The 22,973-nt window shown below is 35.9% G+C and carries 14 protein-coding genes; 13 read left to right on the top strand and 1 reads right to left on the bottom strand.

What is annotated here, in order from left to right; translation table 11 throughout:
• Positions 1-3: 3 nt before the first annotated feature.
• The 13 genes from ACJVDK_RS11010 to ACJVDK_RS10950 all read left to right on the top strand — a co-directional run bounded on the left by ACJVDK_RS11010 (position 4) and on the right by ACJVDK_RS10950 (position 20,317).
• Positions 4-594, top strand: a complete 591-nt coding sequence (locus ACJVDK_RS11010; protein WP_443936715.1) for an RNA polymerase sigma factor — start codon at positions 4-6, stop codon at positions 592-594.
• Positions 595-661: 67 nt separating this feature from the next.
• Entirely contained in the window at positions 662-1,822 is a 1,161-nt protein-coding gene (locus ACJVDK_RS11005) for a FecR family protein (protein WP_443936714.1), read from the top strand.
• A 335-nt stretch (positions 1,823-2,157) separates the two neighbouring features.
• On the top strand, positions 2,158-5,748 hold the full coding sequence (locus ACJVDK_RS11000) for a SusC/RagA family TonB-linked outer membrane protein (RefSeq protein WP_443936713.1): 3,591 nt from the start codon (positions 2,158-2,160) through the stop codon (positions 5,746-5,748).
• An 11-nt stretch (positions 5,749-5,759) separates the two neighbouring features.
• On the top strand, positions 5,760-7,214 hold the full coding sequence (locus tag ACJVDK_RS10995; RefSeq protein WP_443936712.1) for a RagB/SusD family nutrient uptake outer membrane protein: 1,455 nt from the start codon (positions 5,760-5,762) through the stop codon (positions 7,212-7,214).
• A 14-nt stretch (positions 7,215-7,228) separates the two neighbouring features.
• Positions 7,229-8,557, top strand: a complete 1,329-nt coding sequence (locus ACJVDK_RS10990; protein ID WP_443936711.1) for a zinc-binding metallopeptidase — start codon at positions 7,229-7,231, stop codon at positions 8,555-8,557.
• 10 nt (positions 8,558-8,567) lie between these two features.
• Positions 8,568-9,866 (top strand): DUF4302 domain-containing protein, encoded by a 1,299-nt coding sequence (locus ACJVDK_RS10985; protein ID WP_443936710.1) that lies wholly within the window; start codon positions 8,568-8,570, stop codon positions 9,864-9,866.
• A 498-nt stretch (positions 9,867-10,364) separates the two neighbouring features.
• A complete protein-coding gene (locus tag ACJVDK_RS10980; RefSeq protein ID WP_443936709.1) occupies positions 10,365-14,018 on the top strand; it encodes a SusC/RagA family TonB-linked outer membrane protein in 3,654 nt (1,217 codons plus the stop codon).
• A gap of 11 nt (positions 14,019-14,029) precedes the next feature.
• On the top strand, positions 14,030-15,481 hold the full coding sequence (locus ACJVDK_RS10975; protein ID WP_443936708.1) for a RagB/SusD family nutrient uptake outer membrane protein: 1,452 nt from the start codon (positions 14,030-14,032) through the stop codon (positions 15,479-15,481).
• Positions 15,482-15,495: 14 nt separating this feature from the next.
• A complete protein-coding gene (locus tag ACJVDK_RS10970; protein ID WP_443936707.1) occupies positions 15,496-16,821 on the top strand; it encodes a zinc-binding metallopeptidase in 1,326 nt (441 codons plus the stop codon).
• Positions 16,822-16,831: 10 nt separating this feature from the next.
• The gene (locus tag ACJVDK_RS10965; RefSeq protein ID WP_443936706.1) at positions 16,832-18,145 is read left to right on the top strand and encodes a DUF4302 domain-containing protein; all 1,314 of its coding nucleotides are present in this window, start codon (positions 16,832-16,834) and stop codon (positions 18,143-18,145) included.
• A gap of 216 nt (positions 18,146-18,361) precedes the next feature.
• Positions 18,362-18,616, top strand: a complete 255-nt coding sequence (locus tag ACJVDK_RS10960; protein ID WP_443936705.1) for a hypothetical protein — start codon at positions 18,362-18,364, stop codon at positions 18,614-18,616.
• A 147-nt stretch (positions 18,617-18,763) separates the two neighbouring features.
• Positions 18,764-19,423, top strand: a complete 660-nt coding sequence (locus ACJVDK_RS10955; RefSeq protein ID WP_443936704.1) for a DUF2461 domain-containing protein — start codon at positions 18,764-18,766, stop codon at positions 19,421-19,423.
• A 54-nt stretch (positions 19,424-19,477) separates the two neighbouring features.
• Positions 19,478-20,317, top strand: a complete 840-nt coding sequence (locus ACJVDK_RS10950; protein WP_443936703.1) for an OmpA/MotB family protein — start codon at positions 19,478-19,480, stop codon at positions 20,315-20,317.
• 59 nt (positions 20,318-20,376) lie between these two features.
• Here ACJVDK_RS10950 and ACJVDK_RS10945 read toward each other — a convergent pair whose 3' ends face one another.
• Positions 20,377-22,971, bottom strand: a complete 2,595-nt coding sequence (locus ACJVDK_RS10945) for a hypothetical protein (protein ID WP_443936702.1) — start codon at positions 22,969-22,971, stop codon at positions 20,377-20,379.
• Positions 22,972-22,973: the final 2 nt, after the last annotated feature.

Genomic DNA, 22,973 nt, shown 5'->3' with positions numbered 1-22,973 from the left:
TATATGTTGGTTAATGGGGTAGAAGAAGAACATAAGTTAATTTCTGATATTGTTGCTGGTAGTGAGCGTGCATTTTCTATTCTATTTTTAAAATATATTCCGGCCTTGCAGTCTTTTGCGCTTCGCTTTACCAAGTCTGAAGCAGATGCTGAAGAAATTATTCAAGATGCTTTTGTTAGAATATGGTTAAATCGCGATAAGCTAGAACATGTTGAGAATGTTAAAGCATATTTGTACAAGTATGTTTCGAATGAATGCTTAAGTTATATTCGAAAAAAGACACGCGAAGAAAAAGTTGTTTCCTTATTGAAAGAAAGACAAGCAGAGAGTGATAATGTTACCATGGATGTTGTTTTAATAAATGAAATCAACAATATTGTAAGCGATATTGTGCTTAAATTGCCTAATCAAAGAAGGAAAATATATCAATTAAGCAGAATTGAAGGTAAAACTATCCCTGAAATTGCTGAAATTTTGCAAATATCTCCAAATACAGTAAAAAACACCCTCGTTACTGTGCTTAAAACCATTAGAGAAAATCTTGATAAACATGGTATAGTGCTGATATTGTCAATTTTATTAAAATTGAGATAAAAAAATAAAAAAAAACTCATTTTTCAATAGTCCTTTATTTTGTTTCTGCCTTCTTACTATCAAACATATGGAGCAACGGGCAAAATATCTTATTGAAAGATTCCAAGAGAATCTGTTAACTCATCAAGAAAAAGAAGAGTTAAGAGCGATTGTGAATGAACATCCTGATTTAGTTTCGGATTCAATTAGTAGATTAATTGAACAGCATGAAGCTAATGCTGCTCCAGTAGATCAAAAAAAGTGGCTTTCTGTAATCAATAGAATTGTTCAAGTAGATAAGCCTGTTCTAAAGAAAAAGTCGTTTTCCATTTATTTTAAATGGGCGGCGGCGGCTATGTTTATAGTAGGAATAGCCGTTGTTTTTAAAAGTTACCAGTTAAAAAAGAAAGTACACGTTTTCGCGGCTGATTTTGCACCTGGCAGCAAAAAGGCGGTATTAACACTCGCTAATGGAAAAAAAATAGTGTTAAACGATCTTGAAAGTGGTAAAGTAATTAAAGATGCCGGATTTTCTATTTCTAAAACAGCCGACGGCGAAATTATTTATACTATAGAAAAAGTTGCTGATAATAATAGTAAGCTTTTAAATACCATTACAACACCTAATGGTGGACAATGGCAAGTGCATTTAGCGGATGGCTCAACCGTTTGGCTAAATGCTGGGAGTTCCTTAGAATATAGTTTGAATATTGGTGTTGCCAAAGTGCGGAAAGTTAAATTAATAGGAGAGGGATATTTTGAAGTAGCAAAAAATTCAAATCATCCTTTCATTGTTGAAACCCCCACACAACGTTTGGAAGTTTTAGGCACACATTTTAACATAAACAGCTATCGCGATGAGGTGATTACCCGAACTACACTTTTAGAAGGAAGTGTGCGGATCTCAGATTTAGATAATCCAGCTGCTTTTAAAATATTAAAACCAGGTGAGCAATGTGATTTATCAGAAGATGAGATGAATATTACCGCTGTGAATGTAGAAGAGGCCATTGCTTGGAAAAATGGATATTTCATGTTTAACAACGAGAAACAAGAAAGTATTTTAAGAAAAATAGCCAGATGGTACGATGTTCAAATTGAATATGCAAATCCAGAGGCGAAAGAGGTTGTTTATTATGGAACCATTAGTAGGTTTGATAACATTTCTAAAGTACTACATAAATTTGAAGAAACTGGACAAGTACGATTTGATATTAAAGGCAATAAAATAATCGTATACAAAGAATAAACAATGCAGATGAAGAATTAACCCACTTTATCTATAAAAATAACAAATCATAAACCCTAAACCTTAAACAAATTATGCCTAAACATCGACATCCCAACTCCTAATTTCCTTTTATAAGCAATAAAAAAGGAGTGCTCGCAACACCCCCTTCTTATCTGCTTACTAATTCTGAAAAATCAGAATTAATTAATAATCAATTGTTTATTGAGTAATTGCAGGACGTACACCACGTGCTTAAGGTATTCGTATGTCTTGCCAAAAACAGAAATTAAATGTACAAAATTTATACAAGAATTTTATGTACGCATCATCGCTACATCCCTAAACTACTTTTAATGATGAAGTTAATTACGATCGTATTACTTACAACCTTCATGCAGGTAAGTGCGGCTTCATTTGGTCAATACGTTACATTAAAGGAAAAAAATGTAACCTTAGAAAAGATTTTCAAAGAAATTCGAAAACAAGCTGGTTATGATGTGCTTTTATCGACGGATAAAATTAAAAGCTCGGCTACTGTCAATGCAAATTTTACGAATGCCAGTGTCGATGAAGTCATGTCAAAAATTATTTCCGGTAAAGAACTAACCTATACCATTGAAGACAAGACCATTATCGTTAAACCAAAATCGAAATCGGTATTGGATAAGGTTTTAGATTATTTTGTTGCCATACGAATTACTGGTAAAGTAAAAGATAAAGATGGCAATGCGCTGCCTGGCGTAAGTATACGCGAAAAAGGAGAACAAAATGCAGTTTCGACGAATGCCAATGGCGATTATTCCATCTCTGTGAAAGAGGGTGCAACATTGGTTTTTAGTTACATCGGTTTTAAATCGACAGAAATTACGGTTGATTCTAAAACGGTCATCAATGTTACACTACTTGAAGACGCAGCTGATCTTAAGGAAGTTAATATTGTTTCAACTGGGTATCAAAAAATTGAGCGAAAATTGTTTACGGGAGCAGCAGCTACTGTTCAAATGAGCGACGTTAAACAAGATGGGGTAATAGATGTGAGTAGAATGTTAGAAGGCCGAGTTGCCGGTGTATCGGTGCAAAATGTATCCGGAACCTTCGGTTCAGCCCCAAAAATTCGCGTTCGTGGCGCTACTTCAATTTCAGGAGAGAATAAACCACTTTGGGTGGTTGATGGTATTGTGTTGGAGGATATTGTGAATATTTCCAATGATCAATTATCGAGTGGCGATGCCTTAACGCTAATTGGTTCTTCGGTTGCAGGTATTAATGCAGATGATATTGAAACATTTAATATTTTAAAGGATGCATCAGCAACAGCACTTTATGGCGCAAGAGCCATGAATGGTGTAGTGGTAATTACAACTAAGCGAGGTAAAATAGGTAATCCAACCATTAATTATAATGGAAATTTCTCAACCTTTCTAAAACCCGAGTATGTCAATTATAACATCATGAATTCGGCAGATCAAATGTCGCTTTATGCTGAGGTTTACAGAAAGGGCGGTTTATCTCCAAACATCGTTAACGGTATGAACGGTGGGGTTTTTGCTAAAATGTATGAAGAAATTAATAAGTACGATGCAAGTACCGGGCAATTTGGCGTAGTAAACACACCAGAGGGAAGATCGGCCTTTTTACAGAAGTATGCAACTGCCAATACCGACTGGTTTGATGTGTTATTTAAAAACTCTTTTGTACAAGAGCATTCCTTAAGTATTTCTTCTGGCTCGGAGAAGTCGCAGCATTACGTTTCTATAGGGTATTACAACGATAATGGATGGACCATTGCCGATAATGTTAAGCGATACACGATGAACTTTCGTGGCAATTACGTGCTTTCTCCTAAGGTAAATGTTGGTTTATTAACCACAGGAGCTTATAGGCAACAGCGTGCTCCCGGAACATTGGGCAGATCGAGCAATGTGGTAGAAGGAACCTATACCCGCGATTTCGATATTAATCCTTTTAGTTATGCATTAAATACGAGCAGAACGCTACGTGCTTATGACGATAACGGAAATTTAGAATACTTTAAACGAAACTATGCGCCTTTTAACATCATCAATGAATCGGAAAATAATTACATCGATTTGGATATGTTAGATATGAAAATGCAAGGCGAATTTAACTATAAGTTTATCAAAAACTTTGAGTTTAAGTCTGTAGGCGCTATGCGTTACGTGAAAACAACACGCGAACATAAAATTACCGAATATTCGAATATGGCAAATGCGTATCGTTGGATGCCAAACTCGACCATCGCAAACGCCAATATTTTTCTCTATGATAACCCAGATTATCCAGAGATTATCGATAAAGAAACGGTGCTCCCTCTTGGTGGTTTTTACAACAGAAACGATGATTATTTGCTGAACTTCAATGTTCGTAATCAAGTGGATTGGAGAACTAACTATGGTAAACACAATGTTGGAGCATTTGTTGGACAAGAAATTAAATTCGCCAATCGTCAAAATAGTTTTAATAATGGTTATGGCTATCAATATGATAAAGGCGGTACGCCATTTACCGATTATCGAATTATAAAAATGCTCCTTGAAGGTAACTTCAATTATTATGGAATGGATAAGTTCTATGACCGTTATGCGGCCTTCTTTTTCAATGGAAACTATTCATACGATAGTAAATATGTATTTAATGGAACATTTAGATACGATGGAAGTAACCGCTTAGGTGAAACCTCAACTGCTAGATGGCTGCCTACTTGGACCCTAAGTGCTGCCTGGAATATTGAACAGGAAGAATTTATGAAAGCTATTTCTGAAATTAATTACTTAAAGTTAAGAGGTGGATACGGATTAACAGCCAGTATGGGGAATGCTTCTAACTCATCAGTAGTTTTGACCAACAGTACCACCCTTCGTCCACGATTATCTGAAGTTGAACCTCGAATTGTTTTAGACGGATTGGAAAATTCTGAACTTACCTGGGAAAAGCAATATGAAGTAAATGTTGGACTAGATTTTGGCCTTTTCACTAGCCGATTAACTGGGTCTTTCGATTATTATAATAGAAATGCATTTGATTTAATTGGAAATTTTAGGACTTCAGGTATTGGTGGAGAGTACACCAAATCTGCCAATTACGCAGATATGAAATCGCATGGTTTTGAGGTAAATCTTGGAGGCATGCCTGTAAAAGGATTAAATTTTAAATGGACAACCAACTTTAACTTTGGATACAACAAGAATACCATCACAAATCTAAAAAGCAAACCACGTATTTATGACTTGATTATTCCAGAAGGAGGGGCTAAAGAAGGTGGTGCAGTGAGAGGACTATATTCAATCGATTTTCAAAAATTGAATAAACTCGGTACGCCTACTTTTATTGATGAGGAAGGGCAAGTATCAAGCAACGTGTATGTTCAAAGTACGACCACTGATTATTTGAAGTACGAAGGTTCAGTTGATCCGCTTTTTTCAGGAGGATGGAACAATACATTTACGTACAAAAATTTCACCTTAAACCTTTTCGTAAGTTATCAGGCCGGCAATAAAATTAGGTTATCAAACGCTTTTTCAACCAATTACGATGACAGCGATGCCATGCCAAGAGAATTTTTAGATAGATGGACCTTACCAGGCGATGAAAATTTAACGAATGTACCTTCCATTGCCGATTATTTATTGAAAAAATCAATAAGTGGAACCTATCCATACACCGCTTATAATTATTCTAGCGACCGGGTAGCTGATGGTGGTTTTGTACGATTGAAACAAGCTTCTTTAGGATACAGTTTATCTGCAAAAACAGCAAAATCTATTGGATTAAACTCTTTAGCCTTTAAACTTCAAGGAAATAACATATGGTTGATTTATGCCGATAGAAAATTAAAAGGACAAGATCCTGAATTCTTTGGGTCAGGAGGGGTTGCATTACCTGTTCCGAGACAAATCACGCTATCGTTAAAAGTTGGTATTTAAAATATATTAAGATGAAGAAATATATAATTTATTCGTTAATCGTACTTGCAGTTAGTGTGTCAGGCTGTAAGAAATATCTAGAAACTGCTCCTGATCAACGAACCAAACTGAATACCCCTGAAAAGGTTGGTGAGTTACTGGTTACAGCATATCCTGGGGCAAACTATGTCATGCTTGCCGAGGCAATGTCTGACAATGTATCATTCATGAACGCCACCGGAATAGATCGCCCTGCAAATAGAGATGGATATTACTGGAAGGATGTAGAGAGCACGGATCAAGATAGCCCTACCTATTACTGGAATAATTGTTATGAAGCAATAGCAGCAGCGAACCAGGCATTGGATGCGATTGACAAGGCAGCTGACCAGCAAAGTTACGCTCATCTAAGAGGCGAAGCCTTAGTGGCTAGAGCCTATGCTCATTTTATGTTGGTAACATTCTTTTCTAAATGTTACGATCCGGCAACTGCCAATACAGATTTAGGTATTCCGTATGTGACTAAACCTGAGACCGCCGTGCTGCAAAATTACGATCGTAAAACCGTTGCGTATGTATACGAGCAAATTGAAAAGGATTTATTGGAAGGAATTCCGCTAATTAAGGACGAGAGTTATCGCGTTCCGAAATATCATTTTACAAAAAAGGCTGCATATGCTTTTGCTAATCGCTTTTATTTATTTAAGAAAGACTATGCGAAAGTAATTTCGTATGCAAATTTGGCTTTTCCATCAAATGATTTTGGCGCGAATGTACGCCCGTGGTTCAATTTTTCAGCGCCAACAGGTGGGTCAACTGAGATTGCACAAAACATGTCAAATGCGTCTAATCCAGGAAATTTATTGCTAGCAGAAACCACTTCTTGGCTAGCCAGAACCTACGCAAGAGCCATTAACTCCATTAGTCAGAACAGATTGAACACTATTATTGCTCCATTAGGAACTACACTAACGGCATACCAAAGGTATTCATATTCATCAACCTATTATTTTGTTCCAAAACATTACGAACATTTTGTATATACCACAATTAATGCCACCACAGGTAGAGGCTATGTAATGCAAACCTTGTTTACAACTGAAGAGGTATTGCTAAATAGAGCCGAAGCAAATATTATGCAGGCGAAATATACCGAAGCATTAGCCGATATGAATACCCTGATCAGTAAACGAATCACTGCGTACGTGGCTTCTACACACAATTTTACGGATGCCAGAATTAAAAGCTTTTATAGCGCTAAAACCTCAGATGTACAGCAAGCTTATTTATTAGCACTATTGGATTTAAAGCGTGCAGAATTTGTTGAAGAGGGTGTGCGCTGGATGGATATTTTAAGGCATAAATTGCCCGTGTCTCATCTAGATCCAAATGGAAATTCGGTGGAGTTAGCGGCAGACGATTTACGCAAAGTTTGGCAAGTGCCAAGTGAAGTTACACTTGCAGGAATGGTTCAAAATCCTCGTTAAATTTAAATACAGATATGAAAAAAATATATGTTTTAATGGTAGCCTTTGTGATTGCGATTACAGGCTGTCGAAAAGAAGATGAAAATCTCAATCGTGAAATTGTTGGTTTGGGAGGAGATACTTGGACACAAACAGCGCTTGATAAATGGTTGTTTACCAATTTTACACAGCCCTACAATCTTTATGTAAAATATAGATGGGATGGAACCGAATACGATAACAGTAAAACGCTAACCCCGGTACAGATTGATCGCGTACAACCCTTAATGGAAGTGGTGAAAGGATCTTGGATCGATCCTTATGTGGCAGAGGCCGGAGAGGCATTTGTTAAAAAATTTGCTCCTAAACAATATATTTTAGTGGGCAGTTTACAATATAACTCGGGCGGTACAGTGACCTTGGGCGAGGCTGAAGGAGGCGTAAAAGTAACCTTATTTAACGTAAACAACTTTACCAAAACAGATCGTACGGTTGCTAAAAGAGTATTAAAAACGATCCATCATGAGTTTACTCACATCTTGAACCAAACTATTACCTATCAAAAGGAATTTCAACAGATTACACCTGCTGGATATACTGCAGACTGGAATAATGCCAGCGGCTATGCTGCCAATGGTTTTATTACGCAGTATGCGCAAGCAGCACCTTCAGAAGACTTTGCAGAGATGGTTGCGATCATGCTTACCGAAGGTAAATCGGGGTACGAAGAACTGTTGAGAACAAATACATCCGCAACCGCGGTGGCCAACATTCGAAAGAAAGAAGCAATGGTAGTTGAATACTTTAAACAAACCTGGGGAATTGATTTCTACGGTTTGCAAACTAGAATTCAAAAATCGTTTAACGATTTAGTGCCGAATACCTTGCCTACCTATTTGGGTTTTGGAAAAACATTTACAACACTAACCATCGACCCTGCAACCACAACCGGTTTATCAGCTGATTTTACAACGGCATACGAATCGGCAAAAACCGCACTACTAGCGTTTAACAGTACTGCAAAATACGAACTGGATAATTTGGTCATTATTTTTACAAGTGCAACACAAATGGATTTGCGAATTAATTTCCACGCTACTGCAGGCAGCAACGCAGGAACAACTTATTTTGCACTGTACACAAATTCATTTACTTCGACTGGTAATCAATTTACATTTACCGAAACCGCACGAAACGGAAATGCAGTTACCATTGCTACGCCTGTTACCCCCCTTACAAATTACTTTAAACAAGGGCCTTTGTTGATGGAATATTTTTATTCTCCAGAAATGAGAATAGAATATGGAGGTTTTAGGAAAGCCTCTAACACGGCATCATTTACATATGGTATTTTAGGAAATTAATTGTTTAGACATGAAAAATAAACTTATATATGTATGGCTTATTGTAGTATTTATTTTAAGCTGTAAGAAGGATGATAAACCTATTTTTGATGATCCCGATACCCGATTGTCGGCTGAATTAAAAGCCAATCAGGATAAATTGGTTGCTGCTACCAATGGATTTAAAGCGACCATTTATCCAAAAGGAGGAAAAGGGTTCTCGTTCTATTTTAAATTTTTGGCAGATGGAAACGTGGATATGATGAGCGACATCAATACCAGCTCAGCAACAACAGTGCAAACCAGTACCTTTAGATTGAAAGCGTTGCAAAGGCCTTCTTTAATTTTTGATACCTATAACTACATTCATTTAATTGCCGATCCGAATGCCAGTATTAGTGGTGGAGCGAATGCTACGGGTTTACGATCAGATTTTGAATTTGCCTTTGCAAGTACAGCCGCTGATACGATAAAGTTTGAAGGTACCTTTAACGAAAATAAAATGGTAATTGTACCCTTAACCGCAACAGAAAGCCAAGCTATTTTAGCCGGGGGATTAAAAACCATGACGGATGCAAATACGGCCTACCTTACCGCAAATAAAAATCCATATATCCAATTTGCAGATGGTACCAAAGGAGCGATTTCTATCGATCCTAGTTCAAAGACAGTTAAGCTGACGTATTTAGACAGCAAAGGGGTGGTGCAGTCTAAATCGGTAACCTTTGCTTATGGAATTAATAAACTATCGTTAAGCGATTATTTAAACTACGGTGGAATATATTTTAATGAATTGCTGTACGATTCTGCAACAAAAATGTACTATATTTTAGTAGACGGAACTAGAACGAATGTGCAGAATTCAGCCGTTCCAATTATTCCATTGTCGTTACAATTTGGTTTTCCGTCTTCATATGCATATAGGAAAATTACAATAACAGGAGCTTTGCCTACCGGTGTTACTTCAGGTTTTACAGCTGTGTATAACGAAGTTGTAAGACTTTTTGGAACGGTAAAAGTAAACTCAATGACCATTACATTAATTAGTAATAATCAATTAACTGTCGATGTTAGTTACACTTCTTCGGCATTATTCAGTGCAATTGCCACGTATGAATATGCGCGGTCGGGTGATGTCTTGACGTTGAGTGCCCCTATTTACAGCGGTAATTGGAATACCAGAGCAGTTCCGTTAAAACCGTTAACTGATTATATGTTAAGTGGTCCATTTAGAATTAATTGGGTAGCTAGCACAAATCCAAGTAGTCCATTGCTGGGTGGGTTATACCGTACAGCAGATGCTTCGTCATTTATTTATGGTGCATTATAAGTGGAATGGATAAGTTATGTAAGTAATAAGGTATAATTACATCTACCTATAACCTAAACCTCGCCCTAAAAAAGCGAGGTTTTTTTGTTGGTACTAGCCTCTCAAGCAAACAATAAAAAAAAATGCTCTCCAATAGTCCTAATTTTAGTTTTGGTCTTCTTACTTATGTATTGATGTAATATTATTACGCTTTTAGTGTCGTGTAATGTAGTGCAACATATATAGTATTATTACAATAAAATGTAATTCCAGATAAAGCAGTAACTCACTTTATCCTTTAAATAAACTAACAAAAACCAATAGTATGCCTAAAAGACGATAATACGAATTCTACACACAAGAATCAGGAGATAAAGTGAAGTCCTTCTTATATTTCATTTTTCTCTGTTTCGTCATCCCTCCGATTTTTTTTCTTAAAAATCAACTATTTATTTTCTAATCTGAAGATATGCTAACACGCATCGTGTGCTAGTTATGTCTTTCCTTAAACAGAAATTTATGCACGAATTTTACGTGAAGATTTCGTGTGCGAAATGGCGCTACACGACTAAATTCTTTAAAATGATGCGGCTAATTTTTGTTGTATTACTTGTTTCTTTAATGCAGGTAAGTGCGGCATCATTTGGTCAATACGTTACGTTAAAAGAGAGAAACATCTCCTTAGAAAAGGTTTTCAAAGAAATTCGAAAACAAGCTGGTTATGATGTACTCCTATCGACCGATAAAATTAGAAGCACATCTACTATCAATGCAAATTTTACACGTGCCAGCGTTGACGAAGTAATGGGAAAAGTTCTTTTTGGTAAAGAACTAACCTATACCATCGAAGACAAAACTATTATCATTAAACCAAAGCCGAAATCGGTATTAGATAAGGTAATAGGATATTTTGTTGCTGTAAGAGTTACGGGTAAAGTAAAAGACAAAGATGGTAAAGCTTTACCAGGTGTGAGTGTACGTGAAAAAGGGGGCTCTAATGCTGTATCAACAAATGAATCAGGAGACTATGCAATTTCGGTAAAAGAAGGAGCTACATTGGTTTTTAGTTTCATTGGGTATAAAAGTACCGAGGTGCTGGTGAGTGCTAAAACTGTCATCAACATAACTTTAATGGAGGATGCCGCGCAATTAAAAGAAGTAAACATCGTTTCAAACGGTTTTCAAACAATCGACAAGAAGTTGTATACCGGAGCCGCGGTAACTGTAAGTGGTTCAGATGTAAAGCAAGATGGTGTGATTGATGTGAGTAGGATGCTTGAAGGACGCGTAGCAGGGGTTTCAGTTCAAAATGTATCTGGTACGTTTGGTGCTGCGCCAAAAATTCGCGTTCGTGGTGCAACTTCTATTACCGGAGAAAATAAACCGCTATGGGTAGTTGACGGAATCATTTTGGAGGATGTAGTGAATATTTCAAATGATCAGTTATCCAGTGGAGACCCCTTAACCCTCATAGGTTCATCAGTTGCAGGAATCAATGCCGATGATATTGAAAGTTTTAATATTTTGAAAGATGCATCAGCCACAGCACTTTATGGAGCTAGGGCGATGAACGGCGTAGTGGTAATTACCACAAAGAAAGGTAAGGTTGGGAAACCAATTATTAACTATTCAGGAAACTTTTCTACTTTCTTAAAGCCTAGCTACAATTCATTTAATATCATGAACTCGGCAGATCAAATGTCTTTGTATTCTGAAATATATAGAAAAGGAGGATTGTCGCCAAATATTGTGAATGGAAAAACCGGCGGTGTTTTTACTAAAATGTATGAAGAAATTAATAATTACGATGCAACTTCGGGTAAATTTAGTTTAGAAAATACTCCTGAAGCAAGAGCTGCTTTCCTAAATAAATACGCCAAAGTAAATACCGATTGGTACGATGTATTGTTTAAAAATTCCTTTGTTCAAGAACATTCGCTAAGTATTTCTTCTGGTTCTGAAACCGCACGCCACTATATTTCACTAGGGTATTATAACGACAACGGTTGGACACTTGCTGATCAGGCAAAACGCTATACCATGAATTTTAGAGGAAATTATATCCTATCTCCAAAAGTAAATATCGGTGTGTTAACCGCAGGCTCTTATCGCCAACAACGGGCTCCCGGAACTTTAGAAAGAAGAAATAACGTAGTGGAAGGAAAATACGAACGTGATTTTGATATTAATCCATATAGTTATGCTTTAAATACTAGCCGTACTATGCGTCCGTACGATGATAATGGAAATTTAGAATATTATAAAAATAACTACGCTCCTTTCAATATCCTAGAAGAAATTGAAAACAATTACATGGACTTGGATATGTTGGATTTGAAAGTACAAACCGAATTTAATTACAAATTTGCGAAGAATTTCGAATTTAAATCCATTGCTGGAATGCGGTATTTAAAATCGACTACAGAACACAAAATTACCGAGTATTCTAACTTTGCAAGAGCCTATCGATACCTCCCAAATTCGGTTATCGCAAATAGCAATAATTTTTTATATGATGATCCCGATAAACCGGAAATCATTGATCCAGAGACCGTGCTTCCACAAGGTGGATTCTACAACCGTAAAGACAACAGCTTACTGAATTTCAATGTACGTAATCAAATTGATTGGCGTAAAACGTATGGTAAACACTTAATAAACGCTTTTATTGGTCAGGAAATTAAGTTTACCAATCGCCAAAATAGCTTTAATAATGGGTATGGTTATCAATACGATAGAGGTGGAATTCCATTTACTGATTATCGAATCATTAAAATGCAGCTCGAAGGAAATTTCAACTATTATGGAATGCAGCAGTTTTACGATCGATATGCAGCATTCTTTTTTAATACAAGTTATTCGTACGATTCTAAATATATTTTCAATGGAACTTTTCGGTACGATGGCAGTAATCGCTTAGGAAAATCAGTTGTTGCACGGTGGTTACCTACCTGGACACTGAGTGGCGCCTGGAACATGGATCAGGAAGATTTCATAAAAAATATTTCTGAAATAAGTTATTTGAAACTAAGAACAGGCTACGGCTTAACGGCGAGTATGGGCTCAGCTTCCAATTCTTCACCAGTATTTAGTAATGAAACTACTTTACGACCCCGTTTATCTGAAAACGAATCGAGCATTGTTCTAGATGATTTAGAAAACTCAGAGCTTACCTGGGAAAAACAACATGAAGCAAATATTGGCGTTGATTTTGGCTTGTTTCAGAGTCGTATTTACGGTTCATTTGATTACTATGATCGGCGTGGATTTGATTTGATCGGTTCGTTTAGAACATCCGGTATTGGTGGAGAAGTAAGCAAGTATGCCAATTATGCCGACATGAAATCGCATGGTTTTGAGGTTAATTTAGGAGGTGCACTCATCCGAAATTCAAATTTCACTTGGAAAACCAATTTTACCTTCGGATACAATAAAAATAAGGTAACAGATTTAAAAAGTAAACCCCGAATATTCGACTTGGTAGTTCCCGAAGGCGGAGCAAAAGAGGGAGGGGCAGTGAGAGGATTGTATTCCATCGACTTTCAAAAACTGGACTCAAATGGAACTCCAACATTTATTGATGAAAACGGGGAGGTATCTAAAAATGTATACATGCAAAGCACCAATACAAATTACCTAAAATATGAAGGATCAGTAGATCCACTATACTCGGGTGGTTGGAATAATACGTTTACTTACAAGAATTTTGATTTAACGGTTTTTGTGACTTATCAAGGAGGAAATAAAATACGATTAAACAATGAATTTGCTACCAGCTATAGTGATAGCCAAGCAAATCCAAAAGAATTTCTAGATCGATGGACCTTGCCAGGAGATGAAAATTTAACCAACGTGCCCTCATTGGCCGATTATTTATTGCAAAAAGAGTTAAAAGGAACTTATCCTTATACCGCCTATAATTACTCTACAGATCGCGTTGCAGATGGATCTTTTGTCCGTTTGAAGCAAATTTCCTTAGGCTATAATTTTTCGAAGAAAGCTGCCGAGTCAATGGGACTAAAATTTTTGAGTTTGAAAATGCAAGGAAATAATATTTGGCTCATCTATGCGGATAAAAAATTAAAAGGACAAGACCCAGAGTTTGTTGGGGCAGGAGGCGTAGCAATGCCGATTCCACAACAAATTACATTCTCATTAAAGGTTGGTATTTAAAATAATGAAACATGAAAAAATATAAAGTTTATGTCATTCTGCTTGTTCTACTAAGTTCAGGCTGTAAAAAATATCTTGAAGTAGCTCCCGACATGCGCACCACACTCAATTCGCCAGAAAAAATATCTGAATTGCTTGTAACGGCATATCCTTCAGGTAACTATGTGATGGTTGCAGAAGCGATGTCAGACAATCCTGTGTTTGTAAACGAAAGTGGCGAGGTTTATACAACGAATCAGAATCCGTTTAATTGGTTAGATATAGATGCAACAGATCAGGATACACCAGGCTATTATTGGAGCAATTGTTACGAGGCCATTGCTGCTGCAAATCATGCACTTTATGCCATTGATAAAGCAAAAAATCCTCAACAGTATGTCCGCCAAAAGGGAGAGGCATTAGTAGCTCGAGCCTTTGCGCATTTTATGTTGGTTACACTTTTTTCAAAATGCTACGATGAGTCAACCGCTTCAAGTGATATGGGAATCCCTTATGTGACCGAGCCTGAAATTGTGGTAGTTAAAAACTACGATCGTAAAACCGTGGCTTATGTGTATGGGCAAATAGAGCGTGATTTACTAGAAGGGATTCCCTTAATTAATGACAACGCTTATAAGGTACCTGCTTACCATTTCACCAAGAAAGCAGCATACGCTTTTGCTGCTCGTTTCTATTTGTTTAAAAAGGAATATGATAAAGTAATCCAATATGCAAATTTGGCATTTCCTACAAACAATTTTGCTGCAAACGTACGTCCTTGGTTCGATTTTGCTTCTCCAACAGGCGGCTCAACAGAAGTAGCACAAAATATGTCAAAGGCAAGCAATCCAGGAAATTTATTACTGGCGCAAACAACCTCTTGGTTAGCTAATAGGTATAAACAGTTAATGTATGGTTTAACTCAGACACAACTTAAGGCTATCACAACTCCCTTGGGGATTAATTTTAATGCCTATAAAACGTACAACCGATCTTCCACTTTTTACTATATCCCTAAACACTATAATCACTTTGTGTACAGCAGTATAAATGCAACAACGGGGAAATCGTATGTTATGCAATCGCTTTTAACTACCGAAGAAGTTTTATTGAATAGAGCAGAAGCATTGATCATGAAGAATAACTTTAGCGCAGCTTTGGAAGATATAAATACCCTTATCAGCCAACGCGTAAATGGATTTAATTCATCTACAGACGGTTTAACAGAAAATAAAATAACTGATTATTATAAAGGAAGCACGACAGATCAGAAACAAATGTATCTGAATGCTTTAATGGATGTGAAAAGAGCCGAATTTTTGGGAGAAGGTATGCGCTGGTTTGATATTTTAAGACTTAAAATGCCTGTTACACATGTGGATAGGTATGGGAAAACAATAGAGCTAGCCGCCGACGACTTAAGAAAAGTATGGCAATTGCCAAGTGAAGTAACCTTATCAGGGATGCCATTGAACCCTAGATAATAAAATATTAAAGCATGAAAAAAATATATTTAATAATGCTGGGATTCCTTATTGGAATGTCGGGCTGTAAAAAAGAAGAAAATTTAGACCGCGAAATTACCGGTTTGGGTGGGGATACTTGGCCTCAAATAGAATTGGATAAGTGGCTGTATACGAACTTCATAGCGCCCTATAATATTTTAGTAAAATATAGGTGGGATGGGACAGAATACGATAATGCGAAAACACTTACTCCAGTAAAAGTAGAAAAAGTACAACCCTTAATGGAGGTAATAAAAGGAAGTTGGATAGATCCCTATGTTGAGGAAGCCGGTATTGATTTCATTAAAAAATATGCGCCAAAGAATTATGTACTGGTTGGAAGTCTAGACTACAATTCATCGGGAACCGTAAAACTGGGAGAGGCAGAAGGAGGAGTTAAAGTAACGCTATTTGGCGTAAATAATTTTGAAAAAAGTAATCGAACCAATACCGTGAGGATTTTACAAACTATTCATCATGAATTTGGCCATATTTTACATCAGAATGTTGCGTATCCAAATGAATTTCAATTGATTACTCCTGCAGGATACACTTCCGATTGGAACAATAAAAATAATTACGCCGAAAACGGTTTTATTACGAAATATTCGCAATCAAATCCTAACGATGACTTCGTGGAAATGATTGCCGTTATGCTTACGGAGGGACAACCCGGCTATGAAGCATTGTTAAAATCAAATCCTTCTGAAACAGCTGTAAAATTAATTCGTCAAAAAGAAGAGATTGTCGTAACCTATTATAAACAAGTTTGGGGTATCGATTTTTATGCCCTTCAAAATAAGGTCCAAAAATCACTAGACGACCTATCACCTAGAAACCTATTAAATTATTTTGGATTTGATAAAGCATATACCTCGATCACCATTAATCCTGAAACAACAGCTGGTTTATCAGCGGAATTCTTAACCCAATATGAAGCCGCAAAGAAAGCCATGTTCGAATATAGCAACTCGAATAAGTACGTATTAGATAACATGGTATTAAAGTATAGTAGCGATAAGCAGATGGATATTATTTTTAATTACCATGCTTCTGCCGGAACAAATCAAGGAAAAACGTACGATGCTATATACGAGCACTCATTTGTAGAAAAAGGGAATGAGATAAAATATACCGAGACTGGGAAAAATACCAATGCTCAAAATCTTGCAAAATCGCTTGCCCCATTAACAAGTTTTTTCACTCAAACACCTATGATCGCTAGGTTTTTCTTCTCAAGCGATTTGAAAATGGAGTACGGTGGCTTTGTTAAAGCAACAGATACAGCATCTTATACTTTCGGAACGCTTGGAAATTAAAGTAAAAATTATGAAAAATAAGCTCATTTATATCCTGCTTATTGTTGCTGCAATAATAAGCTGTAAAAAAGATTCAGGTCCAATTCTTGATAATCCAGATACACGGTTAAATACCGAAATGGACGCACAAAAAGAACTATTGGTAGCGCAAAAAGATGGTTTTTTTGCCACTATATTTCCAAAAGGAGGAAAAGGTTTTTCTTTCTATATAACGTTCTCAGAAGATGGGACTGTAGATATGTTGGGAGATTTTAGCGATCAGACATTTACGCAACTCCAAAAGAGTACATATCGTTTTAAAGCACTGCAAAAGCCAACGCTTATTTTCGATACTTACAACTATTTACATCTAATTGCCGATCCTAATAAAGATGTAAACGGAGGGAAATCGGGCGCAGGACTAATTTCTGATTTTGAATTTGTTTACACCGGAAACGTGGGCGATACCTTGAAGTTTGATGGGATATTTAATGGGAATAAAATGTCGATGCTTCCGCTATCTGCCGAGGATAGCAAAGCGCTGATTGATGGTGGGTTTAAGAAAATGTACGATGACAATGCTGCGTATATGAAAGCAAATAGGTTTTCTGAAATTCAACTTCCCGATGGAACGAAAGAAACCTTAATTATAGATACCGCTGGCAAAGTAATTTCATTCTTTTCGTTGGATAAAAGCCAGAGTCTGCATACCGAAAATGCATCATTTGCCTACGGGCTAAATAAATTAATTTTGAGTAAGGGAATCTCTTTTGGAGATAGAACTTTTAATGAATTAATATACGATGCAGCAAATAATAAGTATTACATTGAGATAGCAGGAAGTAGAATTGATGTTCAAAACCCTTTAAAACCCGATGCACCTCTTTATGCGCTAATGGGATTTCCTCTTGGTGAGTATTTATTTACAGGTATTACCATTCAAGGCAATTTACCACAATATGGAATAAATTCGCCTTTCAATGCCGTTTATAATTCAATGGTCAGCTTGTTTAAAGCGACGAAGAGAAATGTATTGTACACTACATTTGGTTTCGGTAGTAACAATTTCTATGTGCAAATAACCTATAGCAATTCAAGTGGAAGTTCATACAATGCAATTGGCACCTATAAGGTTGTGCGAAATAATGATGAGTTTACAATTTCAGACCCTATAGGGAACTCAAATTGGGGACCAAGAGCTGATGAAATTAAACCACTTGCCGATTACCTGTTAACCGGTCCATTTAAAATTGATTGGGTAGAAAGTTCAGATCCTAATAGCCCGCTTTTAGGTGGTTTCTATAGAACAGCAGATGCATCTTCATTTATTTATGGTGTACTCTAATATTAGATAACAGTTCACGCCATACTACCGTCGTGAATTATGGCCTATCTGAAATACCAAGGGCCATAAAAATTCTATCTCCATACCTCGTCTTTTTAAGGCGAGGTTTTTTTATGACATAATTTTTAAGTCGGTACAGGCGTTTATGTTTATATTTGTCCACGTTAAACGGATGTAAATTGAAGCTTTTTTGCTGCCAATTAGGTTTTTAAATCGATGAAAAAGAAAATAACAGCTACTTTATTATTGCTTACACTAAATATACTAGTGGCAGTTCAGGCAAATGCACAATGTGCTATGTGCAGCATTAATGCCGAACAAGGAGTAAAAAATGGTAATACCGTATCTGCGGGATTAAACACAGGGGTACTGTACCTTTTAGCGATTCCGTATTTAGCCGTGATGATAGTAGGTATAATTTGGTATAAAAAATACCGTAAAAGAAATGCTGAAGTAATCTTAAGCAAATAAGTCATTCAATTTTTTTGCCAATCAAGCAATATGGTCGCAATTACTCAACTGTTAGCGGCTAACTAATGGTTGTTTCCCTATAAAATTTCACTTAGATAGGTATCGGCATTTCTTTTGATGCATAATCAATGTTTAAAACAGAACCACATGCTCCAAAAACAAACCTTACAATTTATCCAGTCGGTTGCAGACCATAATAACCGCGAATGGTTTTCAGAACATAAGTCTGATTACGAGGAAGCTAAAAGCGATGTATTAACATTGGTGGCAGCAATTATCCCCGAATTGGCTAAAATTGACCCCATGATTCCGGCAGATGCCGATCCCAAAAAAAGCTTGTTACGTATTTATCGTGATGTACGCTTCAGTAAAAATAAAGATCCCTACAAAACAAATTATGGTATTTGGTTTTCACCCAAAAAAGGAGGAAATGAACCGGGCTATTACTTGCATATTCAACCCGGAAAAAGCTTTGTTGCAGGGGGATATTGGATGCCCGATGCGCCACATGTAAAGTTAATCCGCCAGGAAATCGACTACAATATTGATGAATTTAAAGCCATTATTAACGATAAAAATTTTAAAGACAACTTTGCTTTGGGTACTTCAAATTCGTTAAAAAATGCGCCAAAAGGCTATGACCCGAACGATCCGAATATCGAATTTTTAAAATTAAAAAGCTTTGAGGCCACCATGAATATTGCCGATGAAGAATTTTTTAAGCCTTCGCTCGTTAATAAGTTGATAAGTTCTTATACGGCAGTTCAGCCTTTAGTTGCATTTTTACGAAAAGCAATAGAAGCCTAGCCGCATAAAAACCTATACAGCGCTATTGTACAACCTGAAACCCATATTTAAATAATGAAAAATACCTTTTTAGCTTTTGCGATTTTCCTCTTGCTTTCTTCACTTAGTTCTTGTGTCGTTCTATCAACAAAAAAATACAAAGCCCTTTTGGCCTCAAAAGATTCATTGTATACCGTACACAATGAAGGCTTGGTAAAGATTGAAAATTTAGAAGAAGAAGTTGCTAAACTTAAAAAAGATACCACCTTAATGGCCGAAGAGCTGCGTGATTTACAAAGTCGTTTCAATGAAATGGATGGAAATTATGCATCCCTAAAAAACAAGTCTTCTTCGCAAATTACCAAATTATCAGATGACCTAGCTGCTAGGGAAAAACGTTTGAAAGAAGTAGAAGATGTTTTGCGTAAACGCGATGAAGCAACCAATGCTTTAAAAGAAAAACTGCAAAAAGCCTTGTTAGGTTTTACAAAAAATGGATTAACTGTTGAGATGAAAAACGGGAAAGTATACGTTTCTTTAACCGATAAATTATTGTTCCCGTCAGGAAGTATCATTATTGATGAAAAAGGAAAACAAGCCTTGCAGCAATTGGCAATTGTTTTAAAGCAACAAGCTGAAATTAATATAGCCGTTGAAGGGCATACCGACAATCAAAAGATTAATAATTTAGGTCAAATTAAAGATAATTGGGATTTAAGTGTACTTCGTGCAACATCGGTGGTTCGTTACTTAACAGAAAATGAAAAAGTAGAAAGTGTGCGCATGACGGCAACAGGTAAAGGCGAATTTCAGCCATTGGGCTCAAATGCTTCGGCCGAATCGCGTAGTAAAAACCGAAGGATCGAAATTGTGCTATCACCAAAATTGGATGAGTTGTACAATCTGATAAAATAAAAAATGAAGGCCTCGCATGTGTGAGGCCTTCATTTTTTATACTGATTTATACTTGCCCGCTAATTGCTGAGCTTAATTGTTTTATACGATTTTAAAATTTCAAAAGTTTCGTCAAAATGGTCATTGTTTAAATTCGCATAATCAGGCATAGAAATTTTATTTGCAGATAAAAAATAGAGCAATTCTTTGATAGCCGTAGAAATTTCTTCTGGAGCATAAGATTGCTTTAACACCTCAATTTTAATAAGCATGAGCGATATTTGGTACATTTTGAAATCGTTTTCAGTACTGTTTTTTAATCCTTTTTCTATTTCGTCCAAAGCTTTGTCATACTCATGCGTAGCGGTATAAAAATTTGCTTTGAAAACATGAAACGATGCTTTTATAAAGGGAGGGAAATACGTGTATTCGTTCGCAATAATTTTATCTAAAAACTGAGAAATGCGTTGTGCCTTTTTATAATAATTTAGTTTAAGATAGGTTTGGCCAAGGTGGATTAAAAGAAAAGGAGAAAAAACAGTATTTCGCATGCAAAAAATATTGGGATACTTATTCATGATGGCCATTATAAAATGATGCGATTCGACATATTTTTTTTGAGAAAAAAGAGTGATTAGAACCAAACGATAACTCAGAATTTCGATGGTTGTGATTTCTTCATTTTTCCCTGGTTCACTCAAATCAATTTTACGACAGAGTTTAATTATTTTATCATCCAGAACAGGGTTTTCAACGTGTTTGGATAGTAAAATATTGTAAGAATATTCCAGCAAATCATAGGGGTTAATTGGAAACAATTCGCTTAGTCGCTTGTGGTTTCGCTTTAAACTATTCATAAGCCGACATAATTCATTTTTATCAACAGAAATAAGTGCCATGTTAGCCTCAATAACTAATAGGATAATTTGTAAATCAATATCTAATACCGAGTCATAAATAATCTGTGTAGTTTCTTTAAACAAAACACTTATGGTCCGAGCCGTGGTTAAAATATCAATGAAATTTAGGCCAATGGTTTGTTTATTGAATTTAGAATTAGGAAGCGTCAATTCGTAATTTGTTACGTGACAAATGAAATCTATTGATTGATTTTTTTCTTCATTTGAAAAAGGAAGTTTTAAAATGTTCTTTAAAGGCTCGATGTTGTTTTGATTAATGCAACAACGTATAGACCAATTTAATAGTTGTTTTCTCAGGAATAACTGATGTGAGAAAACCGTTAAAATATACTCAAAAAATAACTTTTCAGGTTTAAAATTAAATATTTCAAGTACATCGATAAAAACAAAGTACGTGTAAATGTCAACACTAATAAATCGGACTACTTCAATTGGATTGGATGAAGTATTTTTTTTCTCCTCTAATAGAATTCCTGTTTTGATAAGTTCTATATAAGCTGCCGGGTATTGATTTATAATGGATAAAATAGTTTCTTTTTTAATGCGCAGACTTTTCTTCTTCAAAAAAATGGCCTCACTAATCTTTTTTAATAAGAATGTTTTTTCCGTACTGTTGTTTGCAAGAAAGATTTGCTTTTCGAGGTAATAGTTCACTAACTCATAATGAATAACCGGATTTTTTAACATTAAAAAGTCAATTTCACTTCGCCTCTTGTAGTAAATTTGTAACCAAAATGGCGATTTAAATAGCGAAAGCATTTGTTCGCTAATATCATCGTTTGTAACCTTCTTGCCCTCAACTAGCGTAAGTATTTGAAGAATTTCTTCTGTGTTTAGATTGGGTATATTACAATTGGTGCCTGAATCATAAAAAAGGCCATTGTACCATTTTTTTGTTAAAAAATCAGATTTAAATACACTCGATTTAATATTTTGCCAATTATTCGGCCTTAAGGCAGTAATAACTTTTAGAATGTTATTATCTTCTATACTGCACAAAAAATCGTTGAAGATTTTAAAATTTTCTTCTTCGAATAAAAAACTATCAACATCATCAACAAATAGTACGAATCTTCCTTCTTTCTTTTCCGGATTTTTTTTGAAATAACTAAGCATTTCACTTAAACTGCCAAAATTAAATTCTTTTAAGAACCACTCTTTAAGTGTTATGCCAGCTTTAAGAAGCGAATTAAATTGAACAGCATTTAACAATAAAACGATGTCATTTTTATATAAAGCATGTTCTGAATAGAAAAAATGTTCTAAAAGATGTGCAATAAGAATAGATTTTCCATGTCCTGAAGGAGCACTTAAGGTTGTAAAAATGAAGTTATTCTTCAAAAAATAGTCGAAATCTGGATAAAGAAAGCTTCGATTATGGGTATGTGCAAACGGGAGGCCAGAGCTATTTTTTTTGGCTATTAAAGCAATTTCTGTAATCGTCTGTGCTTTAAGCTTTATATTATACCACAGATTATGATCGCATGAAATACTGTTTTGTTTATCCTGAGAAAAGGACTCCCAATCTGGATAGCCAACATACTGTGATAAACTGTTTAAGGTAAAGAGAGAAAACTTATGAATGGTATTGGCGAAACCAAAAAATCGTTTTATAGTGGTTTCACTTACATAATTTTTGGTTTCTAAAAATATACTTTCAGAAATTATTTTACACTGGCTAGGGTCAATGTTTCTTAACCCCGATTTTATAAGGACAAATTTTCTAAGTTCTAAATGGAGCTCGCTAGAATTCATTA

The organism is Pedobacter paludisoli, from assembly GCF_052344095.1.
Taxonomy (GTDB): Bacteria; Bacteroidota; Bacteroidia; order Sphingobacteriales; family Sphingobacteriaceae; genus Pedobacter.
The sequence above is the reverse complement of the archived record's forward strand: the minus strand, read 5'-3'. Positions and strand labels throughout refer to the sequence as shown.

What these genes read in the sequence shown, in the direction of transcription:
- ACJVDK_RS10955 (WP_443936704.1), top strand. Translation starts at nt 18,764, where the DNA reads ATGCTCCAAAAACAAACCTTACAATTTATCCAGTCGGTTGCAGACCAT.
- ACJVDK_RS10960 (WP_443936705.1), top strand. Translation starts at nt 18,362, where the DNA reads ATGAAAAAGAAAATAACAGCTACTTTATTATTGCTTACACTAAATATA.
- ACJVDK_RS10950 (WP_443936703.1), top strand. Translation starts at nt 19,478, where the DNA reads ATGAAAAATACCTTTTTAGCTTTTGCGATTTTCCTCTTGCTTTCTTCA.
- ACJVDK_RS11000 (WP_443936713.1), top strand. Translation starts at nt 2,158, where the DNA reads ATGATGAAGTTAATTACGATCGTATTACTTACAACCTTCATGCAGGTA.
- ACJVDK_RS10980 (WP_443936709.1), top strand. Translation starts at nt 10,365, where the DNA reads ATGCACGAATTTTACGTGAAGATTTCGTGTGCGAAATGGCGCTACACG.
- ACJVDK_RS10965 (WP_443936706.1), top strand. Translation starts at nt 16,832, where the DNA reads ATGAAAAATAAGCTCATTTATATCCTGCTTATTGTTGCTGCAATAATA.
- ACJVDK_RS10975 (WP_443936708.1), top strand. Translation starts at nt 14,030, where the DNA reads ATGAAAAAATATAAAGTTTATGTCATTCTGCTTGTTCTACTAAGTTCA.
- ACJVDK_RS10990 (WP_443936711.1), top strand. Translation starts at nt 7,229, where the DNA reads ATGAAAAAAATATATGTTTTAATGGTAGCCTTTGTGATTGCGATTACA.
- ACJVDK_RS10945 (WP_443936702.1), bottom strand. Translation starts at nt 22,971, where the DNA reads ATGAATTCTAGCGAGCTCCATTTAGAACTTAGAAAATTTGTCCTTATA.
- ACJVDK_RS10970 (WP_443936707.1), top strand. Translation starts at nt 15,496, where the DNA reads ATGAAAAAAATATATTTAATAATGCTGGGATTCCTTATTGGAATGTCG.
- ACJVDK_RS10995 (WP_443936712.1), top strand. Translation starts at nt 5,760, where the DNA reads ATGAAGAAATATATAATTTATTCGTTAATCGTACTTGCAGTTAGTGTG.
- ACJVDK_RS11010 (WP_443936715.1), top strand. Translation starts at nt 4, where the DNA reads ATGTTGGTTAATGGGGTAGAAGAAGAACATAAGTTAATTTCTGATATT.
- ACJVDK_RS11005 (WP_443936714.1), top strand. Translation starts at nt 662, where the DNA reads ATGGAGCAACGGGCAAAATATCTTATTGAAAGATTCCAAGAGAATCTG.
- ACJVDK_RS10985 (WP_443936710.1), top strand. Translation starts at nt 8,568, where the DNA reads ATGAAAAATAAACTTATATATGTATGGCTTATTGTAGTATTTATTTTA.